Annotated in this window: 15 protein-coding genes; 10 read left to right on the top strand and 5 right to left on the bottom strand. The window is 65.3% G+C overall.

The genetic code is table 11. The features are described from left to right. Positions 1 to 114 precede the first annotated feature (114 nt). From AC3WN8_RS04490 to AC3WN8_RS04480, 3 genes are all read right to left on the bottom strand, one after another. Positions 115 to 2,556 carry a penicillin acylase family protein gene (locus AC3WN8_RS04490; protein WP_492668189.1) on the bottom strand — a complete coding sequence of 814 codons (2,442 nt, stop codon included), beginning with the start codon at positions 2,554 to 2,556 and terminating at the stop codon, positions 115 to 117. A 95-nt stretch (positions 2,557 to 2,651) separates the two neighbouring features. Further along, on the bottom strand, positions 2,652 to 5,594 hold the full coding sequence (locus tag AC3WN8_RS04485) for a TonB-dependent receptor plug domain-containing protein (protein ID WP_492668188.1): 2,943 nt from the start codon (positions 5,592 to 5,594) through the stop codon (positions 2,652 to 2,654). Between the two features lie 262 nt (positions 5,595 to 5,856). After that, on the bottom strand, positions 5,857 to 6,768 hold the full coding sequence (locus tag AC3WN8_RS04480; RefSeq protein WP_492668187.1) for a LysR family transcriptional regulator: 912 nt from the start codon (positions 6,766 to 6,768) through the stop codon (positions 5,857 to 5,859). A 207-nt stretch (positions 6,769 to 6,975) separates the two neighbouring features. On the opposite strand from AC3WN8_RS04480, the gene AC3WN8_RS04475 reads away from it, so the two are divergent. From AC3WN8_RS04475 to AC3WN8_RS04460, 4 genes are all read left to right on the top strand, one after another. Further along, a complete protein-coding gene (locus AC3WN8_RS04475) occupies positions 6,976 to 8,205 on the top strand; it encodes a CaiB/BaiF CoA transferase family protein (RefSeq protein WP_492668186.1) in 1,230 nt (409 codons plus the stop codon). Continuing rightward, entirely contained in the window at positions 8,202 to 9,497 is a 1,296-nt protein-coding gene (locus tag AC3WN8_RS04470) for an MFS family transporter (protein ID WP_492668185.1), read from the top strand. Before AC3WN8_RS04475 ends, AC3WN8_RS04470 begins: the two co-directional genes overlap by 4 nt. A gap of 99 nt (positions 9,498 to 9,596) precedes the next feature. Further along, positions 9,597 to 10,427, top strand: coding sequence for a hypothetical protein (locus AC3WN8_RS04465; protein WP_492668184.1), 831 nt, complete (start codon positions 9,597 to 9,599; stop codon positions 10,425 to 10,427). A gap of 59 nt (positions 10,428 to 10,486) precedes the next feature. Continuing rightward, positions 10,487 to 10,915 (top strand): MarR family winged helix-turn-helix transcriptional regulator, encoded by a 429-nt coding sequence (locus AC3WN8_RS04460; protein ID WP_492668183.1) that lies wholly within the window; start codon positions 10,487 to 10,489, stop codon positions 10,913 to 10,915. Positions 10,916 to 10,973: 58 nt separating this feature from the next. On the opposite strand, the gene AC3WN8_RS04455 is transcribed toward AC3WN8_RS04460, so the two are convergent. Next, a complete protein-coding gene (locus AC3WN8_RS04455) occupies positions 10,974 to 11,678 on the bottom strand; it encodes a type 1 glutamine amidotransferase domain-containing protein (RefSeq protein ID WP_492668182.1) in 705 nt (234 codons plus the stop codon). Positions 11,679 to 11,916: 238 nt separating this feature from the next. On the opposite strand from AC3WN8_RS04455, the gene AC3WN8_RS04450 reads away from it, so the two are divergent. From AC3WN8_RS04450 to AC3WN8_RS04430, 5 genes are all read left to right on the top strand, one after another. Beyond that, positions 11,917 to 12,951 carry a Rieske 2Fe-2S domain-containing protein gene (locus AC3WN8_RS04450; RefSeq protein ID WP_492668181.1) on the top strand — a complete coding sequence of 345 codons (1,035 nt, stop codon included), beginning with the start codon at positions 11,917 to 11,919 and terminating at the stop codon, positions 12,949 to 12,951. Further along, positions 12,948 to 13,757: an FAD binding domain-containing protein gene (locus AC3WN8_RS04445; protein ID WP_492668218.1), complete on the top strand. Its 810-nt coding sequence runs from the start codon at positions 12,948 to 12,950 to the stop codon at positions 13,755 to 13,757. The genes AC3WN8_RS04450 and AC3WN8_RS04445 overlap by 4 nt, the downstream gene beginning before the upstream one ends. Beyond that, positions 13,754 to 14,239: a (2Fe-2S)-binding protein gene (locus AC3WN8_RS04440; protein WP_492668180.1), complete on the top strand. Its 486-nt coding sequence runs from the start codon at positions 13,754 to 13,756 to the stop codon at positions 14,237 to 14,239. The genes AC3WN8_RS04445 and AC3WN8_RS04440 overlap by 4 nt, the downstream gene beginning before the upstream one ends. Positions 14,240 to 14,422: 183 nt before the next feature. Continuing rightward, the gene (locus AC3WN8_RS04435; RefSeq protein WP_492668179.1) at positions 14,423 to 16,780 is read left to right on the top strand and encodes a xanthine dehydrogenase family protein molybdopterin-binding subunit; all 2,358 of its coding nucleotides are present in this window, start codon (positions 14,423 to 14,425) and stop codon (positions 16,778 to 16,780) included. A 67-nt stretch (positions 16,781 to 16,847) separates the two neighbouring features. Further along, positions 16,848 to 17,159: an EthD family reductase gene (locus AC3WN8_RS04430; protein WP_492668178.1), complete on the top strand. Its 312-nt coding sequence runs from the start codon at positions 16,848 to 16,850 to the stop codon at positions 17,157 to 17,159. A 451-nt stretch (positions 17,160 to 17,610) separates the two neighbouring features. Here the strand turns inward: AC3WN8_RS04430 and AC3WN8_RS04425 are convergent, their stop codons facing one another. After that, a complete protein-coding gene (locus AC3WN8_RS04425) occupies positions 17,611 to 18,468 on the bottom strand; it encodes a hypothetical protein (protein ID WP_492668177.1) in 858 nt (285 codons plus the stop codon). Positions 18,469 to 18,644: 176 nt separating this feature from the next. Here AC3WN8_RS04425 and AC3WN8_RS04420 point away from each other — a divergent pair, with 176 nt between their 5' ends. Then, positions 18,645 to 19,697, top strand: a complete 1,053-nt coding sequence (locus AC3WN8_RS04420; protein WP_492668176.1) for a serine hydrolase — start codon at positions 18,645 to 18,647, stop codon at positions 19,695 to 19,697. Positions 19,698 to 19,734: the final 37 nt, after the last annotated feature.

Here is a 19,734-nt window from a genome sequence, read left to right as displayed (position 1 = left end):
CGGCAAATCACATGGACACCGTTTCCGACTTTCTGGGAAGACGAATGCGTTTCACAAAACCGACATAATCGGCCCGGATTTCTTTGGATCGATGGGGAAGGCCGTGGCGGCGCCTCAGAAGCTCAGCCGCTTCTCCGAGACCGTATCCGCATCCACCTCCGCCGGCGTGACCGGGCGGGCCTTGCAGTCGAAGCTCGAATAGAGCTGCTGCTGGTCGCGATAATGCGCATCGGGCTTGCCGTCGGGCGCGATGAAGCCGCTCTGGCCCGGCGGCACCGCGTCGCACATCGAGACCTTGCCGTTCTTGAACACGTACATCGCGTTCATTGTACCGCGTTTCTGATTGGGCTTGGCGACGTATTTTTCGTCGGGGCCGCTCCACGGCACATCCATCGGGCTGAGGTTGCTCCAGGTCTTGGGGCGTGTCTCCATCAGCCAGCGCGATGGCTCCGCGCCGTAGCGCTTGCCCAATTCCTTCTCCGCATCGGCCAGCGTCGCGCGGACGAATTCGGCGGGCGGGGTGCCGTGCAGGAAGTCGAAAGGCTGGGCCGGTTCGCCATTGCCGCCGTTCAGCGCGGCGTAGAGCACCTGCGCGCCGAGCGGCTGGCCCCAGGGGCAGTTGAGCGCCGACCCGCGCGAGCCGCAGCCACCGAGATAGTGTTTGGGGATGTCGCGCGCGTAGAAGCGGGTGAGCGCGGTTTCCATCCATTGATAATAAGCGGCGACGCCGGGGGAGGTATAGCGCCCGGAGCGGCCGGCATCGTCTTCCTGCCCGTCCCAGCCCGTGATCGCATCGGCGATCGCGCGTATCCGGCTGTCCGCCGGTTCGCCCGCGACCGCGGCCTTGATCAGCGGCACGAAATAGGGATGCTGCTCGCTGGCATAGGATGCCTTGCGGTTGACGTCCCACACTTCGGCGACGGTCATTTTCGGCTTGGCGTCGAACTGGTCGGTGATCGCGTCGACATGGTTGAGCCGCGACCAGAGCAAAGTGTCGGTATTGAGCACATCGATCGACGGGCGATTGTTCCAATTGGCGATATAGCCGCGCTTGGGGTTCATCACCCGCGCATTGTCCGTGGTGGGCTGAAAGCCCAGCCATTCGCGCTCGCCGGTGCCCGGTGTCGGCAGCTGGATCTCGAAATCCTTGGGGCGCACGGGATAACGGCCCGCCTGGATATAGGCGATATTGCCGTCGCGATCGGCATAATATTGGTTCTGATTGTTGGACTTGCGTGCGATCGCTGCCGACCATTCGCTGAAGGACTTGGCCTTCATCTCGTCATAATAGGCGAACATCGATTCCATCTCGCGGCCGGCCCAGGCGCGCCGCTTGGTATAGGCGGTGCGGTTCTTCTCGTCGAAGGCGATGACGGGGCCGTGGACGGTCGCATAGAGATCGAGCGTCACCGGCTGGCCGTCGCGCACCTTGATGGTGACGCTGCGCTTCGTCATCGCCACCCATTTGCCCTTGAAGCGATATTCGCGCGGATTGGCGGGGTTCAACTGCTCCTGATAAGTGTCGATGATGCTGCCGGCGAGCGCGGTGCGGCCCCAGGCGATGGTGCCGTTGGTGCCGAAATGGAAATAGGGCAGGCCGGGATAGGTGAGGCCGGTCACGTCGAGCCCGGCACCGTGGAGCGACGCCCCCCAGATCATGCTGGGCACCTGATCGCCGACCTGCGGCCCGCTCACCAGCACGGCATCGGCATCGACCAGCTTGGTGCGGTTGGCGAGCCAGGTGTTGCTCGAATGCGGTGTCTTGTCGGGCCCGGTGCCACCCCACAAAGCGATCGACTGGCGTGCTTCGGCATCCCCGGTTTCGGGCGACAGCGGCCTGAGTGTCGAGAGCTCGACCGGCTTGAAGACGCGTCCGGGCTTGCCCGCGCGGCCCGAGTCCTGATCCTCGATCTGAACGGTCAGCGGTGACGACGGATCGTCGCGCCAGCGCAATGTCGAGAAGATCTTCGTGGCGGTGGCGTCGCCATGCGCCGCTTTCAGTTCCTCGAGCAGAGCGACGTTGGAGATTTGCGACGTATAGTCGGAGAAGCGGAACAGGAGTTGCCCGACCCAGGACATGGCGATGTCGAGGTCGGTCCAGGGTTGCGGGCGAAATCCGAAATCGCTGAATTGCTTGGGAAGCAGGCGGTCGGGATCGGCCAGCACCTCGCGGATACGGGCGTTGATGCCGGCGACCATGCCGTCGACCGCCAGGCGGTGCTCGCCCTTCAATGCGGCGAGTTGGGGACGCAGCGCGTCGGGATCGTAATTGGTCAGGACATCGCGGTCCTTTTCCAGATAGGCGGGGCCGAACACTTCGGCGGCGCGGCCCTGAGAGGATCTGCGGGTGGATTCGATCTGGAACAGCCGGTCCTCGGCGAGTGCATAACCATAGCCGTAGAACAGGCTATAGGTGTCGTCGGCGAAGATGCTCGGAATACCGTAGCTGTCGCGCTTGATGACGGCGGAGCCGCTGGGTGCGGCATGGACCGGCAATGCGGAGGCGGTGGCGATCAACCCGGCGGCGATGATGATCCTGTTCCTGCGCGACGTCATTCCATTCTCTCCCGGATCATTCTCATTTTACTTGGCTTCCAACTTGTCATTCCCGCGTTCGCGGGAATGACAAGGAGGGGGGATCAGTCGCCTCATCAGAAGGAGAAGCGGACGCCGACCCGGTAGAAACGGCCGAGCAGGTCGTACAGGGCAGCGTTGGTGGCGCGCACCAGATATGGATTGGCGCCTGCGGTCGCGGCCCTTGGCGGATCGAGGTTGAACAGATTGTCGACCTTGAAGAAGATCTCGCTGCCGAACCCGTCATCCTTGCGGCTGATGGTGTAGCTGCCGCCGAGATCCCAATAGAGTGCGCCCTTGATGTGATTGTCGTTGACCGTCGGATTGTTGATCGTCGGGATCGGGCAGTTCGATGTGCATTCGATCCAGTTGTTGGCGATCACGCCGGGGCTGATATAGCGTTCGGTCAGCGTCAGCCGGATACGGTCGTTGCTGTAGCTCTGTGTGCCGTAGATGCGCCATTTCGCGATATTGCCGCTGTTCTGGCCCGCCGCTTCGGTGATCACCGCGTTGGGAATGCCCGAATTGGTCTTGTAGCTGAACACACGCGTCGCGAGCGCGCGGATCGTGATGTTGCCGTCGGCGCCCGGGAAGATATCCGACAGGTCGGTGCGGTACGATGCTTCGATGTCCATGCCGTGGGTGACGGTCGACGCCAGGTTGACCGGCTTCAGCCGAACCTCGGTGACCATGCCCGCGGCGTTGCGGCTGATGAAGTCGCACAGCGTCTGGTTGCCCTGGAAACAGAGGTCCATTTCCTGCTGCGCGGTGATCGTGCCGATCGCGCCCTTCACGCTGATATGATAATAGTCGACCGAGGCGCTGAACCCCCTGAACCAGGTCGGCTGATAGACGGCGCCGACCTGCTTGGTGCTCGATTTCTCGGGATCGAGTTCGGTATTGGCGAGCGTGGCCTGGTTGATCGTGAACGCCTGGCCGGCGAACGGGCCGATGCGGTCGATCACGGTGCCGGTGAAATTCTGCGGCGCACGGAAGAGTTCGCTGAGATTGGGCGCACGGATGTCGCGCGATTGCAGGGCGCGCAGCCGCAATCCGTCGAGCGGCGTTTCCCATGTCGCGCCGACTTTCCACGTCGTCACATAACCGGCCGTGCTGTACTGGGTCGCGCGCGCGGCGAGGTTGAGCTCCGCCTTGCCCAGCGCATCATTGTCGACGAGCGGAATGACGGTTTCGCCAAAGGCTTCCCAGACATGGAAGCTGCCCGCGGCGGGGCGGAAATTCCCGGTGAACCAGTTGTTGCCAGCGGCGGAGAGCAAAGGATTGCCGGCGTTGCCGTTCGATTCCGCGTCCGCCTCCTGGCTGAAGGCTTCGCGGCGATATTCGCCGCCGAACGCGATCGAGACGGGGCCGGCCCAATTGTCGAACGGCTCGCTCGACACGCTGACCGCGGCGACATCCTGCTTGAGCCGGGTGATGAGATAGGGGGTGCCGAGCACATAGTTGATCGCCGATTGCGATGCGACGCCGGTGCCGATGATGTTGAACGGCACGCAGCCATTGGCCTGTGCGACGGCGGACCGGCACACGATCGTACCATTGGGGCCGCGCACCGCGTCGATCGCGGCGAACAGCAGGTTGTTGAGCCCGCCATTCTTGATCGAACTGTGCGTATAGGTCTGGCCGTGCGAATAATAGGCGTTGAGCGTCCAGTCGCGGTCGAACAGCTTGAACTTGCTGTCGAGCCCGGCGGTGAAGCGGTCCATCGTGCGGCGGTTGACGGCGACGCTGTCGGGCAGGTCGGCAATATAGCTGCCGAACTGGAAGCTGGTGATCTTGTTGGTCGCGCAGGCAGCGGCGATCGTCGCCGGCAGAAAGGCGTTGTCGCACTGGATGGTCAGGTTGCCGGTGCGATACTGGCCCGGATAGGAATGGGCGGTCGTGCGCACATTGCCGTGATTGTACGTCGCATAGATGTTGGTGACCGGGCTCAGATCATAAGCGAGGCGGACATAGAGGCTTTCGCGGTCGAGCGTCGAATCCAGGTTGGAATTGTTGCCGACATCGCCGGTCTGGTCGCCGCCCGACATATTGGGGCTGGCGATCAGCGATCCGTACTGGAAATTATAGGGCGTGCCGCCAGGGCCGAACGCGATGCCCATCAAGGGGCCCGCGGTGATCAGGCCGCCGGGGGCGAGCCGCATGTCGACCACATTGGGTGCGACGATATATTGCGGCTGTCCGGCCGGCGTCCCGGCGATCGTGCGTTGCAGGATGCGCGTGCCGTCATACCATTTGCGGCTGCCGATGCCGCGCGGAATGCCGGCATTGGCCTGGATCTCGCCGCTGATGATGAAATGCGCCCGGTCATTGGCGAATTTGGTGCCGTAGGTGAGCGAGATCGAGCCCTGCTCGTCGTCGCCATAGGTGGTGATGCCGCCGCTGATCATGCCCTTGACCCCGGTGAAATCGTGATCGAGCACATAGTTGACGACGCCGGCGACCGCGTCCGATCCCCAGGATGCCGACGCGCCGCCGGTCACGATCTCGACGCGCTTGACCAATGCCTGCGGGAAAGCGCTGGCATCGGTGACGCCGATATTGAGCGCACCGACGACGCGCTGATTGTCGAGCAAGGTCAGCGTCCGGTTGGTGCCGAGCCCGCGCAGGTTGAGCGTGCTGAGGCCGCCGGTCGCGGTGCTCTGGGTGGTGCCGAAGGTCGATGTCGAATTGCTGCCGGCCAGCGACGGCAATTGAACTGCGGCCGAGAAGACATTGATTTCGCCTGCCTTCGCGATGTCTTCTTCACCGAAGACGGTAAGCGGCGTCGGCGCGGAATAACCATCGCGCAGGACGCGTGTCGCGGTCACCGTGATATCGGGGCCTTCGCTCTGCGGATCGGGCGTCTGGCTTGGCAATGCGGCGGGCGGCGTTTCCCTGGGCGATGGTGCGGACTGCGCAAGGGCCGGCTGCGACAGCGATGCCGCGATGATCGCCAGGCCGATCGGACTGGCAGAAGCCAGAATTCGAGAATGACAGCGCGATTGATGCCTGTTGCTCATGATCCCCCCAGTTTTTGCCGCGCCGATATCTGTTTTCTCGGCGCTGGTTCCCCCGCCGATATGACCGGCTGAGCAGGGTGAAGATGGGGGGAGGGTGCTGCGGCCAGCAATGACAATTAGGGGATAAGTTCATAACCCCGAATGGAATGGCGATCCGAAGCTGAAATGCCGAAAGCCTCGCGCATGGCTTCAGGTTTGCAATTTAATAAATTGAAAATAAATAATATTATTTGAAAGTCAGCCGCCTCGGGCGGTCAGGGCTTCAAACGCTCGATGTTCGTGCGCGGGCTTCCACTTCCACCTCGTGCATGAATGCACGGGCCGGACTCAGCATCGAGCGCACCGGGCTGGTGACCAGTCCGATCGGCCGTGACGCCTCGGGCGCATCGAGCGCGCGCCATGTCAGTTCGGGGGAACGGATCTGTTCCATCGCGAGCCGCGTCAGCACGCTGATGCCGAGCGACGCGACGACGAGTGCGGCGGCGGTGGTCGGGTGTTTGCAGTTGAACAGCGGGTCGACGACGACATCGGCGGCGGCGAATGCTCGATCGATCAGCGCGCGCAGGCCGGTATCGGTCGACATCGCGATGAACGGCCGCTCGCGAAAGACCGTCCAGTCGTGACGTTCCTGTCGTGCCAGGACATCGTCGGCGCGGCAGGCGAGGATCAGCTTGTCCTGGAAGATCGGCTTGAAATTCAGGTTTCGCGTTTCCGCCGGGGGTGGCGCGATGCCGATATCGGCTTCGCCCTCCTCGATCACGCGATGGATGGGCGCACCGACATCTTCCCAGATCTCCACCGTGACGCCGGGGTGGCTCAGGGCGAAGCGGTGGATCGCGGCCGGCAGCAGGGTTGCCGCAACCGAGGGCGTGGTGGCGATCCGCACCCGGCCGGCGCGACCGTCGACATAGGCTTCGAAATCGCGGAACGATTCCTCATAATCCTTGATGAGCTGCAGCGCGATCGGGCGGAGGCGTTCGCCGGCGGCGGTCAGGCGGACGTGACGCGTATCGCGATCGAACAGGCGCACGCCGACCCGCGCCTCGATCTGCTGGATCGTCCGGCTGAGCGCCGGTTGCGACACGCCCAGTTCCAGCGCGGCGTCGCGGAAGCTGGCAAGCGCTTCGAGCTTCAAAAAGGCATCGAGCTGCGGAAAGGTGAGGCGGACATGCATGATTGCCGCGTGAGACTATCGCCACCCCGAACAGCGTCAATGCCGATCGTGGCCCGAACGGCGCATCGCATCGAATGATACCATCGCCGACATTGAGCATGATCGTCGATCCTCTACCATCCGTGCACACGCACCGGCCGTCAGGGCCGGCGATGATGGGGGAGTGGGAATGACGTTCGCGACTGGCCGTTCGAGTTGGACGTCGGCATGATTCCGCTTCTGCAAGATATTCGGATATTGGAGGTGGGCGCGGTCGTGCTTGGCCCGCTCGCCGGCCAGATCCTCGCCGATCTCGGCGCCGAGGTGATCAAGGTCGAGCCGCTGGGCGGCGACGTCGCGCGTGACTCGCACCCGCAGGGCGCCGGCGACGGTGCGCTGTTCGTCAACAACAACCGCAACAAACGCATGATCGCGCTCGACCTCAAACACCCCGACGGGCGGGCGAGCTTCGCGCGGATGATGGCGAATGCCGACGTGCTGCTGCACAATATGCGCGCCGATGCGGCGGAGCGTCTGGGGCTCGGGTTCGAGGATGTCGCCGCGATCAATCCGCGCATCATCCATTGCGCGGCGATCGGTTTCGGCCAGCGCGGGCGCTATCGCGACCGGCCCGCGTTCGACGACATCATCCAGGCGGCCAGCGGCCTAGCCGGGCTGGCGGCACAGCGCGGCGGAGAGCCGCAATTCATCCCGACGATCCTGGCCGACAAGGTCGCCGCACTCCATGTCGTTTATGGCATCCTCGCCGCACTCGTCGCCCGCGCCCATGGCCGCGAGGGTGCGATCCGCGTCGAAGTGCCGATGTTCGAGGCGATGGCATCGTTTACGCTCAACGAACATCTGGCCGGCGCCACCTTTGCCGATGACGGCGCGCTCGGCTATCCGCGCGTGCTCGCCGCAGATCGGCGCCCCTATCGCACCGCCGATGGCTGGATCGCGGTGCTGCCCTATACCGGCGATCAATGGCGCCGCTTCCTCGACGAAGTCGGACGCAACGACGTTTCCGAACAGCCCTGGTTCGCCGACCCCCGCATTCGCCAGGCCCGGATCGACGATCTCTACGCGATATTGGCGGAAACACTGCCGCGGCGCTCGACCGGCGCGTGGATTGCGGCGCTGTCGGCACGCGACATACCCTGTTCGGAGGTCAACATGCTCGAGGACCTGATCGACGATCCCCACCTCGCCGATGTCGGATTTTTCGACGTCGATGCGGGATTTCCGCCCGAGATCCGGCGTTCGCTGCCCCAGCCCGTGGAATTTGGCGGGATCGCGCCCGTTCGCGACACGCCACCCGGGGCGGTCGGAGCGGACAGCCGTGCGATCCTGCGCGAATGCGGTCATGATGATGCCGAGATCGATGCGCTGGTCGGGGCGGGGGTCGTCCGCGTGGCGCCGCCAGCCGCTGCTGCACGCGCGGCCGGAGCAGGCGGATGACCGCGATGGCCGCCCAGCAGGGATCGTCGGTCGAGCAGCTCAGCCCGCGCCAGCGCATTGCCGCCGTGATGGCGGGATCGGCGGGCAATCTGATCGAATGGTATGATTTCTACGTCTATGCCTTCACCGCGATCTATTTCGCGTCGTCCTTCTTCCCCGCCGGGGACCGCACCGCGCAATTGCTCAACGTCGCCGGCATCTATGCGGCCGGTTTCCTGATCCGGCCGCTCGGCGGCTGGTTCTTCGGCCGCTTCTCCGATCGCCGTGGTCGCCGCGCCGGCATGGTCGTGTCGGTGCTGATGATGGGCGTCGGCTCGCTGATGATCGCCGCGCTGCCCACCTATGCGCAGGTCGGCGCGCTCGCGCCCGCATTGCTGCTGGTCGCGCGGCTGTGCCAGGGCTTCTCGACCGGCGGCCAATATGGTGCGGCGGCATCCTATCTCAGCGAGATTTCGGTGAAGGGACGTCGCGGCTTCATCGCGTCCTTCCAGTTCGTGACATTGATCGGCGGACAGCTCTGCGCGCTGCTCGTCCTCGTCCTGCTCCAGCAGACCTTGGGCGACGAAGTCATCCGCGCCTGGGCGTGGCGCATTCCCTTCGCGATCGGGGCGGTGCTTGCACTCACCGTATTGCTCTTCAGCCGCCATATGCACGAAACCGGCGAAGCCGGGCAGTCCACCCCGGATGCGGGCACTTTCCGTGGGCTTGCCGCCCATCCGAAAGCGGTGCTGTTCGTGGTGTCGCTCAGTGCCAGCGGTGCGATCTGCCTCTACACTTTCACCACCTATATGCAGAAATTCCTGGTCAACACCGCCGGCATGTCGACCCAGTCGGCCAGCGGCGTGATGACCGGCGCGGTGGTCGTCTTCATGCTGCTGCAGCCCGCGATCGGGCGGCTTTCGGACACGATCGGCCGGCGCACCTGCCTGCTGATCTTTTCGGGGCTGATGACCTTCGGCGCGGTGCCTTTGCTTACCGCGCTGTCGGGGGCGAACACGCCGCTGGGCGCATTTGCCTTGGTCGTCGCGGCGCTGGTGATCCTGAGTTTCTACACATCGGTCAGCGGGTTGTTCAAAGCCGAGCTGTTCCCGGCGCATGTCCGCGCGCTCGGCGTCGGCTTCGCGCACAGCGTCGCCGCCGCGATCTTCGGGGGCACTGCGGAATATGTCGCGCTGCTGTGTAAGCAGATGGGGCATGAAAGCGTCTTCTACTGGTATGTCGCCTTCGCCGCGGGCACCGCGTTCCTGACGGCTTTGCTCATGCCCGAGCCGAGCAAGACCGGGAAGCTTTAGGACGTCCCGAACAACCCGGTTCTACAGGATTGGAGACCTTGCTAAGACACCCCTGATTCTGCCGGGTCTTGGGCAGAGATCTGTAGCAGGGGTTAGCGTATGCGTTTTCGTTCCGTCATTGTTTTTGCCGGTTTTTGCGTTCCGGCCGTTGCGCAGGCGACGACCTGCGAAGAGAGTTTCGCCAAGACCGGATCGCCGATCGGTGGCTTGCGCTTTTCCGCGTCGACCACGGTTCCCAATCTGGCGCCGGCCAGCGCGATCGGCCAGATGCGCGGGATCGCGGTCAGCAAGGGTTATGACGTGCTCGCGGCAGAGGCCGAGGACGGCAGCATGCTGATCGAGCAGCCGCAGACCGGCAAGGCGCGCGCCTTTCCAATCACGATCACCGCGACCTCCAGCGCCGGCGTCGGCACCGTGCTGATGGAAGCGAAACTGCGCGCCGGCATGATGGCCGGATCCGATGGCGCGAAGACCGAGATGTGCGCCATGCTCAACCAGCTCAAGGGCGGAAAGGCGGGTGCTGCCGCCGCGTCGAGCGGCATGAAGGCGGTCGGCACCTCCGCGCCGCTGGCGATCGGCGCGCTCGCTCTGTCGCACCAGATTTCCAAGGATACCGAACGCAATGCCGCGGCCGTGCCGCTGCGCTACAAGGGCAAGACCTTCATCGTCGACGGCCTTGTCGATTTCGTCACCAAGGACGGCGACGCCTATCGGGTCGGCTACAAGATCCCGCATCCTTATGAGGAAGTGCTGCGTCTGCCCAACACCGCGCCGTTCAAGACCGACATCATGTGCATGATGGCCAAGGGGCAGGCGGCGTACACGCTCCAGCTCAAGCCGGGAAAAAGCATCAAGCTCAGCGGCGTCTATGACAATTTCAGCGAAGCCCGCCATGTGCTGTGGCTCAGGGATTGCCGCCCCGCCAAGTGACGCCGCGCTCGCGTTGACAATTAGGTTGCTATCAACATAATTGCCCGATGGCGGACGACATGACGGTCCCGTTCGAAACCACGCTGCATGTGCGCGACCATTGCCTGTGCCTCGCCACCCAGCGGGCGGCACGGGCATTGGCGCGCCGCTTCGACGACGCGCTGCGCCCGGTGGGGCTGACCAGCGGTCAATTCTCGCTGCTGATGTCGCTCAACCGGCCGGCGCCGCCGAAAATGGGCGCGGTCGCGACGCTGCTGGCGATGGACCGCACGACGCTGACCGCCAATCTCAAGCCGCTCGAACGGCGCGGCCTGCTCGAAACCAGAGTCGATCCGGGTGATCGGCGCGGGCGACTGCTGATGCTGACCGATGCGGGGCGGGACGCGCTGCGGCGCGCGATACCGATCTGGGAAGCGACCCATGGAGAGGTCGAGCAGTCGCTGGCGGCGCCGGATGCCCTGCGCGCCGGGCTTTGGGCGCTGGCCTGACGAACGCCGAGCTGTGATGATGGAGGCCGGGCGATGCGACCCAGCCTCCGCCATCGCGTCAGGCGGCCGCCTGCGCCTTCCTTTCCAGATGCGCCAGGATCGCCAGCGCCAGCGGATCGGCGGAGGCCGGGTTCTGGCCGGTGAACAGCGGCGGATCGGTCACGACATGCGCGGCGAGCGGGGCGGCGGCGGTGTAGATGCCGCGCAGCTTGCGCAGCATTTCCTCGGGCAGGACGGGCACGATCCGGTCGAGGCCCATCATCACATCCTCGGCATTGCTGATCGCGGTGACCTGGCGGTTCTTGACCAGCGGCTCGCCATTGGCGTCGACCGCCTGGACCAGACCGATCACGCCGTGACAGACGCCCGCGATCACCTTGTCCGCCGCGAAATAGCTTTCGACGATCGCCTTCAGCGCCGGGTTGCCCGGAAAGTCCCAGGTGGTCGCGGCGCCGCCGACCATGAAGACGCCGTCATATGCCTGGGGATCGATGCGATCGAGCGGCACCGTATCCGCCATCGCGGCGCCGGCGGCCGGATCGGCCAGGAAGCGGCGGCCAGCCTCGCTCACCCAATTATCCTCGATGCTCATCGGATCGACGGGCGCGGCGCCACCCTTGGGCGACGCGATCGTGATGCTGTGGCCGGCATCGATGAAGCGCCAATAGGGCGCGGCCAGTTCCTCCAGCCAGCTGCCCGTCTTGTTGCCGGTCGTGCCGAGCTCCCCATGCGAGGTGACGACGAAAAGGAAATTCTTGCTCATCCAGACAGGCTCCCGTCCCGGGGTTTTCGATGACGGGCTTGTCCCACAGCGCGGGGCCGCCACCCACTCGTCCGATCGGTCAGAACGCCCGTCCTTTCGGACAGGCGTGCGCCCGCCCGGCAAAGGTCAGGCCGGGGCGATGGGGCACCCGTCCTATTGGGCGGGTAGGCATGGGGGCCATGCTGCGACAGTTTCGCTGACGGAACCCACCGACTCTCATATCTGATGGAGGCGCGCCATGTCGCTCGATGATCCCCGGACCCAGCCCCGCGCCGCAACCAAGGCGCCCGAAATCTTCCGCCGCGCATTCGGCAAGTCGGTGCCGTTCGAAGGCGAAGGGGGCACCTTCACCCAAAGCTGGTATCCGATCTGCATGTCGAGCGCCGCGACGTCGGACTTTGTGCGCGGTTTCGATTTCCTCGACGGCCGCGTCATCGCCTTTCGCGACAAGGACGGTAATCCGCACGTCATGAGCGCTTACTGCCCGCATCTCGGCGCCGACCTGTCGATCGGCGACATGATCGACGGCAATGTCCGCTGCGTCTATCACCACTGGAAATACGGCGCCGATGGCCGCTGCAGCGGCATGCCGAGCAAGGATCCGATCCCCGGCACCGCACGGCTGTTCAAATTCCCGGTCTGCGAGAAATACGGGATCCTCTGGGCCTATAACGGGCTGGAACCGCATTACGAGCTGCCCGATTTCAAATTCCCGCATGAGGATCTGGTGTTCAAGACCAAGGTCTTTGGCGAGGAAGTGCCCGTCGATCCCTGGGTGCTGTGCGCCAACACCCCCGACATGCAGCATATCCGCTATCTCCACGGCATAGAGATCAACGGCGACAATCCGCACGAGGCGGTCGAATGGACCGACCATTCGATGTTCTACGAATTCGAAGGCACGCATGTGACGGGTGATCCGGTGAAGCACCGCATCGGCATCGTCGGCACCAGCATGTATTTCCAGAGCACCGAATTCGCGGGCCAATGGTTCGGTTTCGTCTCGCCTTTCACGCTGACCCGGCCGGGCCGCTCGACCGTGTTCATCACCGTCTGCGCGCGCAAGGACATGGGCACGCCCGAGGAAGTCGACCAGTTCCTCGAAGCGATCGCCGAGATGGAGACGCGCGTCGTGCTCGACGATCTGATGAACATGCAGACCATCCATCTGCAACCCGGCACGCTGACCCGCAGCGACCTGACCCTGGCGCGCTTCTTCGATTATATGCGCGACTATCCGCGCGCTCATCCGTCCGCGGAGTTCATCCGCTGACGGCCAGCCGGCATTATGACGCGCCCGAGGATGTCGACGGCCTGCTCGCGCTGCTGGCCGCCGATCCCGATGCGATGATCCTGGCCGGGGGGCATAGTCTGCTGCCCGCGCTCGCCCTGCGCGGACAGCGATCGGGGCGGCTGGTCGATATCGGGCGGATCGCGGCGCTGAAACGGATTGCGCTAAATGGTGACGGCGCCGTGATCGGGGCCGGGGTGACGCTCTCGGCGATCCTCGCCTCGCCGGTCGCGGCGGCCTTGCCGGCGTTGGCACAGGCGCTGCGCTTCGTCGGCAATCATGTCGTGCGCAACCGTGCGACGTTGGGCGGGTGCCTGGGCTGGGCCGATCCGCGCGGCGAAGTGCCGCTGATCCTGGCGGCGCACGACGCCGTGATCGTCACCAGCCGGCGGACAATCGCGGCGGAGGATTTCATCACCGGACCCTTCACGACCGCGCTGGAGCCGGGCGAAGCGATTTTGGAGGTTCGTATCCCGCCGCCGCCGCCAATCGCCTTCGACGAAGTGCTCGGGCGCAATTCGACGGGGCGGGCGATCCTGTCCGCTGCATGCGCGATATCGTCCGACGGATCGGTGCGGCTGTCATTGGGCGGGCTGGTCGACCGGCCCGTGCGCAGCGCCGCCTTGCCCTGTGCCGATGCCGATGCGCTCGATGCGCTGGCGGTCGGCTTCGTCGCCGGGATGCTGGCCCGATACCCGGCGCTGCCCGACGCCAGCACGATCGATTATCGCCGGACGATCGCACCGCGGCTGTTGCGGCGCTGCCATATGCGGGCGGCCTCGGCATGAGCGCGGGCGCCGCGACCGTCAATGGCGAGCGTCGTGCGCTCGATGCCGCGGGCTGGACCAGCCTTGCCGACTGGCTGCGCGGCGATCTTCATCTATCGGGCACGCGGATCGGCTGCGGCGAGGGTGTGTGCGGCAGTTGCACCGTGCTGATCGACGGAGAGCCGGTGCGCAGCTGCCTGACGCTCGCCGCCCAGGCGGCGGACTGTGCGGTCGTCACCGTCGAGGGGCTGGCCGCCGATCCCGAGGGTGCCGCGATCCAGCGCGCCTTTGCCGATCATCATGCCGCGCAATGCGGTTTCTGCACCTCGGGCATGCTCGCGGTGGTGCGGCATTATCTGGCGGACGATGGCGTGCCCGATCATGGCGACGAGGCTGCGATCCGGTCCGCGCTCAACGCGGTGATCTGCCGCTGCACCGGCTATCAGCCGATCGTCGCGGCGGTGAAGGCCGTGGTGAAACAGCGGGAGGCCGGGTGTGGTTAGGGAGAATTCCAGCTCCATTTCAATCTCAGTCCCACCACGTCATCCCAGCCCTTCGACTGCCTGCAAGCAGGCGCTCAGGATAAACCTCGCCTTTGGCGAGGGCGGGGATCTGCCAACCAGATCGCGCTCAATTTGTCGGGAGATCCCAGCTTTCGCTGGGATGATGGGTGGGGGACAGCTTCGATGAAACCCGACCCATCCGGCCCCGGCTCGATCATCGGCAGCGCCGCGCGCCGGACCACGCTCGATCGCTTCGTCGCGGGCAAGGGGCGCTATCTCGCCGATATGCCGTTGCCCGGTGCATTGGTCGTGCGCATGGTGCGCAGTCCCGTTGCCCATGCCGAGCTCCTCGCGATCGACACCGTAGCGGCACGCGCGATCCCCGGCGTCGTCGCGATCCTGACCGGTGCGGATCTGGCTGCGGTCGCGCCGCAGCCTTCGCTCTGGGATCTGCCGGGCCAGAATTATTCGAACCTCAAGGCGCTGGCGATCGACCGGTTGCGCTGGGTGGGGCAGCCCTATGCGGTGATCGCCGCGATCGATGCCGATGCGGCCGATGCCGCGGCGGACGCGATCATGCTCGATCATCGCGCGCTGCCGATCGTGACGACGATCGATCAGGCATCGGCGCCCGATGCCGTACGCCTCTACGATCACTGGCCCGACAATCATGTCGCCACCCAGCATTGGACGACGGGTGACGTCGATGCCGCGCTGGCGGGGGCGGCTTATCGCATCGCCGACCGCTTCGTTTCCGGGCGCGTCCATGCGTTGTCGATCGAACCGCGCGGCGTATGCGCGGCGCCGGACGGGGAGGGGGTGACGGTCTGGACCTCGACCCAGTCGATCCATCAGGTCCGCGCCGGGATATCGGGCTGCCTCGATCTGCCCGAGCATCGCATCCGCGTGATCGCGGTCGATGTCGGCGGCGCGTTCGGCATGAAGGGCTGCACCTATGGCGAGGAGACGCTGGTCGCACTGCTCGCGCTCAGGCTCCAGCGGCCGGTGCGCTGGATCGAGGGGCGGCGGGAGGCCTTTACCGCCTCCACCCATGGCCGCGACATCCGTGTCGACCTGGATGTCGGCTTCGACGCCGAGGGGCGGATCGTCGCGCTCAGGGGCGATGCGATGCTCGACAAGGGCGGCGATCCCTATGCGACGTCGATGGGCACCGGCTGGATCACCGGCGCGCTACTGACCGGCCCCTATCGCGTGCCGGCGATCGATATCCGCGCCGGCGCCGTCGTCACCAACAAGACGCCGACCGGCGCCTATCGCGGCTTCGGACAGCCCGAAGCGAATTTCGCGCTGGAACGGCTGCTCGACATGGCGGCGCGGCGGATCGGCATCGATCCCGCCGAGATCCGCCGCCGCAACCTGCTGACGCCCGCGGAACTGCCTTATGGAGTGCATAGCGGCGTGGTGCTCGACAGCGGGCGCTATGCCGATCTGCTCGATGCGACGCTCGATCGCTTCGGCTATGCTGACGCGCTCGATCGGGCGGCGGCGACGCGGACGCCCGAACGGGCGACCGGCATCGGCATCGCCTGCTATTCCGAAGTCACCAATTTCGGGCCGTCGCCGGTGTGCAAGGTGATCGGGATCAACAATGGCGGGTTCGACAGCACGATCGTGCGGATGGAGCCGAGCGGCCATGTCCGCCTGTTCCTCAGCCAGACGCCGATGGGGCAGGGGATCGAAACCAGCATGGCGCAGGTCTGCGCCGATGCGCTGTCGCTGCCGGTCGAGGATGTCGCGGTCGTCCATGGCGACACGCTGACCGCGCCCTATACCGGCTATGCCAGCGGCGGCAGCCGCGGCGCGGGCGTGGGCGGCATGTCGGTCAGGATCGCGACCGACCGGCTGGCCGATCGGCTGCGGCGCTGGGGCGGCTTCCTGCTCGATGCCGATCCCGATGCGATGATCCTGGTGCAGGGCGGCGTGCAGCATCGCGACGATCCGGCACGCCGCGTCTCCATGGCCGCGATCGCGCACGAGGCCTATCGCGCCGCCGCCGTTCCGCCGGGGCTGGAGGCCGGGCTGGAGGATCGCGCAGCCTATGATCCGCCGGCGCTTGCGGTTTCCTACGGATCGGTCGCGGTCGAGGTTTCGGTCGATCTCGAACTGGGCAAGGTCAGTGTGGAGCGCGTCACCTTCGGCCATGATTGCGGCGTGCAGATCAATCCGCCGATCGTCGACGGCCAGGTGCGCGGCGGCGTCGCCCAGGGCATAGGTGCCGCCCTGTTCGAAGCGATCCGCTACGACGAGGCAGGCCGGCCACTGACCCTGTCGCTCCACGATTATCTGGTGCCGCTGGCGGCGGACGTGCCGCCCATCGACCTGCTCCACTTCGAAACGCCGACGCCCTTTTCGCCGATCGGGGTGAAAGGGGTGGGCGAAAGCGGCGTCATCCCGATTCCCGCCGCGATCGCCAATGCGGTGCGCCATGCGCTGGGCGCGGATGCGGCGGAGCTGAATGTCCTGCCGCTGACGCCGGAGACGGTGCTCGCGGCAACGGCGCCGGATCGAGGACCGTCATAGCGGACACGGCAATTGACATGCCCCGCCGGACATGGACTGATCCGCGCATCAACCAGAGGAACCGGGCATGACCACGATCAGCGTAATGTATCCGCGTGCGGCGGGCGCCAGCTTCGATTTCGATTATTACACGGCGACGCACGTGCCGCTGGTCGAGGCGCGCTGGGGTGAGGCGGGGTTGACCGGCGTACAGGCATTCCGGGGTCTTCCCGGTCCCGACGGCGCCGAGCCGCCCTATTTCCTGATCGCGCTCGTCAATTTCCCGGATGCCGGGGCCCTGGCGACGGCGCTGGGCGGCCCCCATGCCGCCGAGATCATGGGGGACATTCCCAATTTCACCAGCGTCCGGCCCGTCATTCAGATCAACGAGCCTCTTTGAGCGAAGGTGAGGGCGGCCGGACCTGTCCGGACCGGATTTTCTAAGCTTTCACCCACTGATGTCCTGGATTTTCTGGCGGGATTGGTTGTGAGCGCCGCAATTGCGATGATCGCAGCCGAAACATCGATGTTGAGACAAGATTCGGATCTTGCCGCAAGCATGGCTTCGTAGCCAAGGTCGCTGCCACCCCAACTCCGTTTGTCCCGAGCGAAGTCGAGGGAGCCGTCCGAGCGAAGCCGAGGACCAACTGCGCCATCAGCCTCGGCTGCGCTCGGCTTAGTCCCTCGACTTCGCTCGGGATGAACGGGTTTTTGGGCTCGATCACCTCGCCGCCGCCTCTTCAGAGTGCCGCTGAAGCAGGGATGTCGCGCTATTGTATACGTTCAGCGCAAATCCCGGACAGCAATGCGCTCCGGATTGCCGCGGCGTCGGGAAATCCTTTCATCCCGCCTCAGAAGCGGCGATGATCGCGCCCGTCGATCCGGTCGCAATTTCCCCTGAACGCATAGCTGCCGGTGCCGCGGATCGAGATGCGGCCGCTGCGGCGGTCGATCGTGAGCCTGGGCTTGTTGAGGCCGTTCAGGCGATAGGTGGCGGTGATCTGGTCGCGGCCGGACGAGACGTTGATGAGATCCCACCAGCCGCTATCGCCGCGCGAATTGATCGGCGGAACCAGCTTTCTCGGCAGCCGGATGCGCCCGCCGCCGTTCCAGATCTGGATCGTCACCGACGTGTCGAAATCCTGTGACGAGAGCTCGGTGCGATTGCCATAGTCGTAACGATCGCGCCGGTCGTTCCACGTCCAGCCATAGCGGGTCGCAAGTGCCGGGCGCTGGCCTTCGCCGAAACAGACCAGCCCCATGTCGATCTGCCGGCCGCCGGCCCAGCCATAATCATTGTCGCCGGGGCGCCCCGGCCGATCGGGACGATCGGGCCGGTAACCCGGGTCCGGGCGGTAACCGGGATCGGGGCGATAGCCCGGATCGGGCCGATAACCGGGGTTGCGGTCTCCGCCGCCACCGCGACGACAGTCCGCTTCGGGCGTGCTGACGATCGACTCATAGCGGCCATTGACCGTGGCGACGGTGATGCACGACCGCCGTTGCGGGTTCCACCAGTTGGTCCATTTGCGGTCGTCGCCGGTTCGGGTGGAAACGAAATTATAGCCGCGCGCCGCGAACTGCCCCTCCGCCTGACCGGCGCGGGCGCCGACCAGGTCGAGCATGTCGTTGGGCGTGGACTGGGCCGTCGCCGCCACGCCATAGGCCAGGGCCGATCCGGCAAGGCCGACCAAGATCATGTTTCGCATATCGATACTCCCTGTCCGGCCCCCCGAAGAATGCTACGCCCGATCGGGGAGGGCGGCAATCCGCTCGACATTGCCGACCGGGTTACATCGGCTATCATATTGGCCTGGAATCGCACCACGACTCCTGGCCGGTCACCGTCCGGACGATTGGCGACACAGACACTAAGGGGAATGCCATGAAGCGGGTTTTCGGGACGTCCTTGCTCGCCCTGGTGCTGGCCTTGCCGGCCACGCCGGCAGCGGCGCAGTCGGTACCGGCGCAAGCTGCGCAATCCTCGGGCCTTACCCGGCTGCTCTCGGCCGAACTGGCGCGCTTCCCGTCCAAATCGGGGATCTACGTCAAGAATCTCGCGACCGGCGAGGAGGCGATGGTCGATCCCGATGGCCATTATGACAGCGCCAGCACGATCAAGGTCGCGGTGATGATCCTCGCCTATCAGCTCGCCGATCAGAAGAAGCTCGACCTGAACGAGCGTCACGAGATCAAGGCCGCGGACTTCCGCGGCGGCTCGGGCATTTTCCGTTTCAACGATTTCGGGTTGAAGGCCAGCCTGCGCGACATCATCACCCAGATGATCATCACCAGCGACAACAGCGCGACCGATATCATGATCGCGCGCGTCGGCGGCATCGGCGCGGTCAACGATTTCCTGCGCCGCTCCGGCTATGCGACGCTCAGGCTCAACTACACCACGCTCGACTATTTCCGCGGCTTCTATGCCGTGCTCGATCCGAAATATCGCGCGCTCGGCGCCGAGGATATTTTCGCGCTGGGCACCGATATCCCCTGGTTCACGGCGCCGCGCGAAAAGCTGATTGCAGAGGTGCGCGCGGCCGGTGCCGGGGGCAAGCAGATCGACCTGATCCGCAACCGCTCGGCCGACGAGACGAGCTGGCTGGGCATCATGACCCCGCGCGAGAGCGGGCGGATGATGGAGACGATCGAGCGCGGTACCGCCGCGTCGAAGGCGGCATGCGACGAGATGAAGCGCATCCTGCTTGCCCAGCAGGCGGGCACGCGCAAGATTCCGCACTGGCTGTCCGCACCGGTCGGGCACAAGACCGGGGAAACGGTGGGCGTCACCAACGATATCGGTATCGTCTATGCGAAGTCGGGGCCGATCGTGATCACCTCGTTCAACATGGATATGGCCGGCCTCGCCGCCGATGGCGACGACCGCATCGGCGCGGTCTCGCGGCTGATCGTGGAATATTTCGACGGGCGGTGACCCGATCCATGGACCATGCGGAAAAAAGGGCCGCCGC

The sequence above is a fragment of the Sphingobium sp. FW305-3-2-15-F-TSA7 genome, assembly GCF_058787155.1.
Note: the sequence above shows the minus strand (reverse complement) of the source record. Positions and strands in the feature narration are given on the sequence as shown.

What these genes read in the sequence shown, in the direction of transcription:
- AC3WN8_RS04490 (WP_492668189.1), bottom strand. Translation starts at nt 2,556, where the DNA reads ATGACGTCGCGCAGGAACAGGATCATCATCGCCGCCGGGTTGATCGCC.
- AC3WN8_RS04485 (WP_492668188.1), bottom strand. Translation starts at nt 5,594, where the DNA reads ATGAGCAACAGGCATCAATCGCGCTGTCATTCTCGAATTCTGGCTTCT.
- AC3WN8_RS04480 (WP_492668187.1), bottom strand. Translation starts at nt 6,768, where the DNA reads ATGCATGTCCGCCTCACCTTTCCGCAGCTCGATGCCTTTTTGAAGCTC.
- AC3WN8_RS04475 (WP_492668186.1), top strand. Translation starts at nt 6,976, where the DNA reads ATGATTCCGCTTCTGCAAGATATTCGGATATTGGAGGTGGGCGCGGTC.
- AC3WN8_RS04470 (WP_492668185.1), top strand. Translation starts at nt 8,202, where the DNA reads ATGACCGCGATGGCCGCCCAGCAGGGATCGTCGGTCGAGCAGCTCAGC.
- AC3WN8_RS04465 (WP_492668184.1), top strand. Translation starts at nt 9,597, where the DNA reads ATGCGTTTTCGTTCCGTCATTGTTTTTGCCGGTTTTTGCGTTCCGGCC.
- AC3WN8_RS04460 (WP_492668183.1), top strand. Translation starts at nt 10,487, where the DNA reads ATGACGGTCCCGTTCGAAACCACGCTGCATGTGCGCGACCATTGCCTG.
- AC3WN8_RS04455 (WP_492668182.1), bottom strand. Translation starts at nt 11,678, where the DNA reads ATGAGCAAGAATTTCCTTTTCGTCGTCACCTCGCATGGGGAGCTCGGC.
- AC3WN8_RS04450 (WP_492668181.1), top strand. Translation starts at nt 11,917, where the DNA reads ATGTCGCTCGATGATCCCCGGACCCAGCCCCGCGCCGCAACCAAGGCG.
- AC3WN8_RS04440 (WP_492668180.1), top strand. Translation starts at nt 13,754, where the DNA reads ATGAGCGCGGGCGCCGCGACCGTCAATGGCGAGCGTCGTGCGCTCGAT.
- AC3WN8_RS04435 (WP_492668179.1), top strand. Translation starts at nt 14,423, where the DNA reads ATGAAACCCGACCCATCCGGCCCCGGCTCGATCATCGGCAGCGCCGCG.
- AC3WN8_RS04430 (WP_492668178.1), top strand. Translation starts at nt 16,848, where the DNA reads ATGACCACGATCAGCGTAATGTATCCGCGTGCGGCGGGCGCCAGCTTC.
- AC3WN8_RS04425 (WP_492668177.1), bottom strand. Translation starts at nt 18,468, where the DNA reads ATGCGAAACATGATCTTGGTCGGCCTTGCCGGATCGGCCCTGGCCTAT.
- AC3WN8_RS04420 (WP_492668176.1), top strand. Translation starts at nt 18,645, where the DNA reads ATGAAGCGGGTTTTCGGGACGTCCTTGCTCGCCCTGGTGCTGGCCTTG.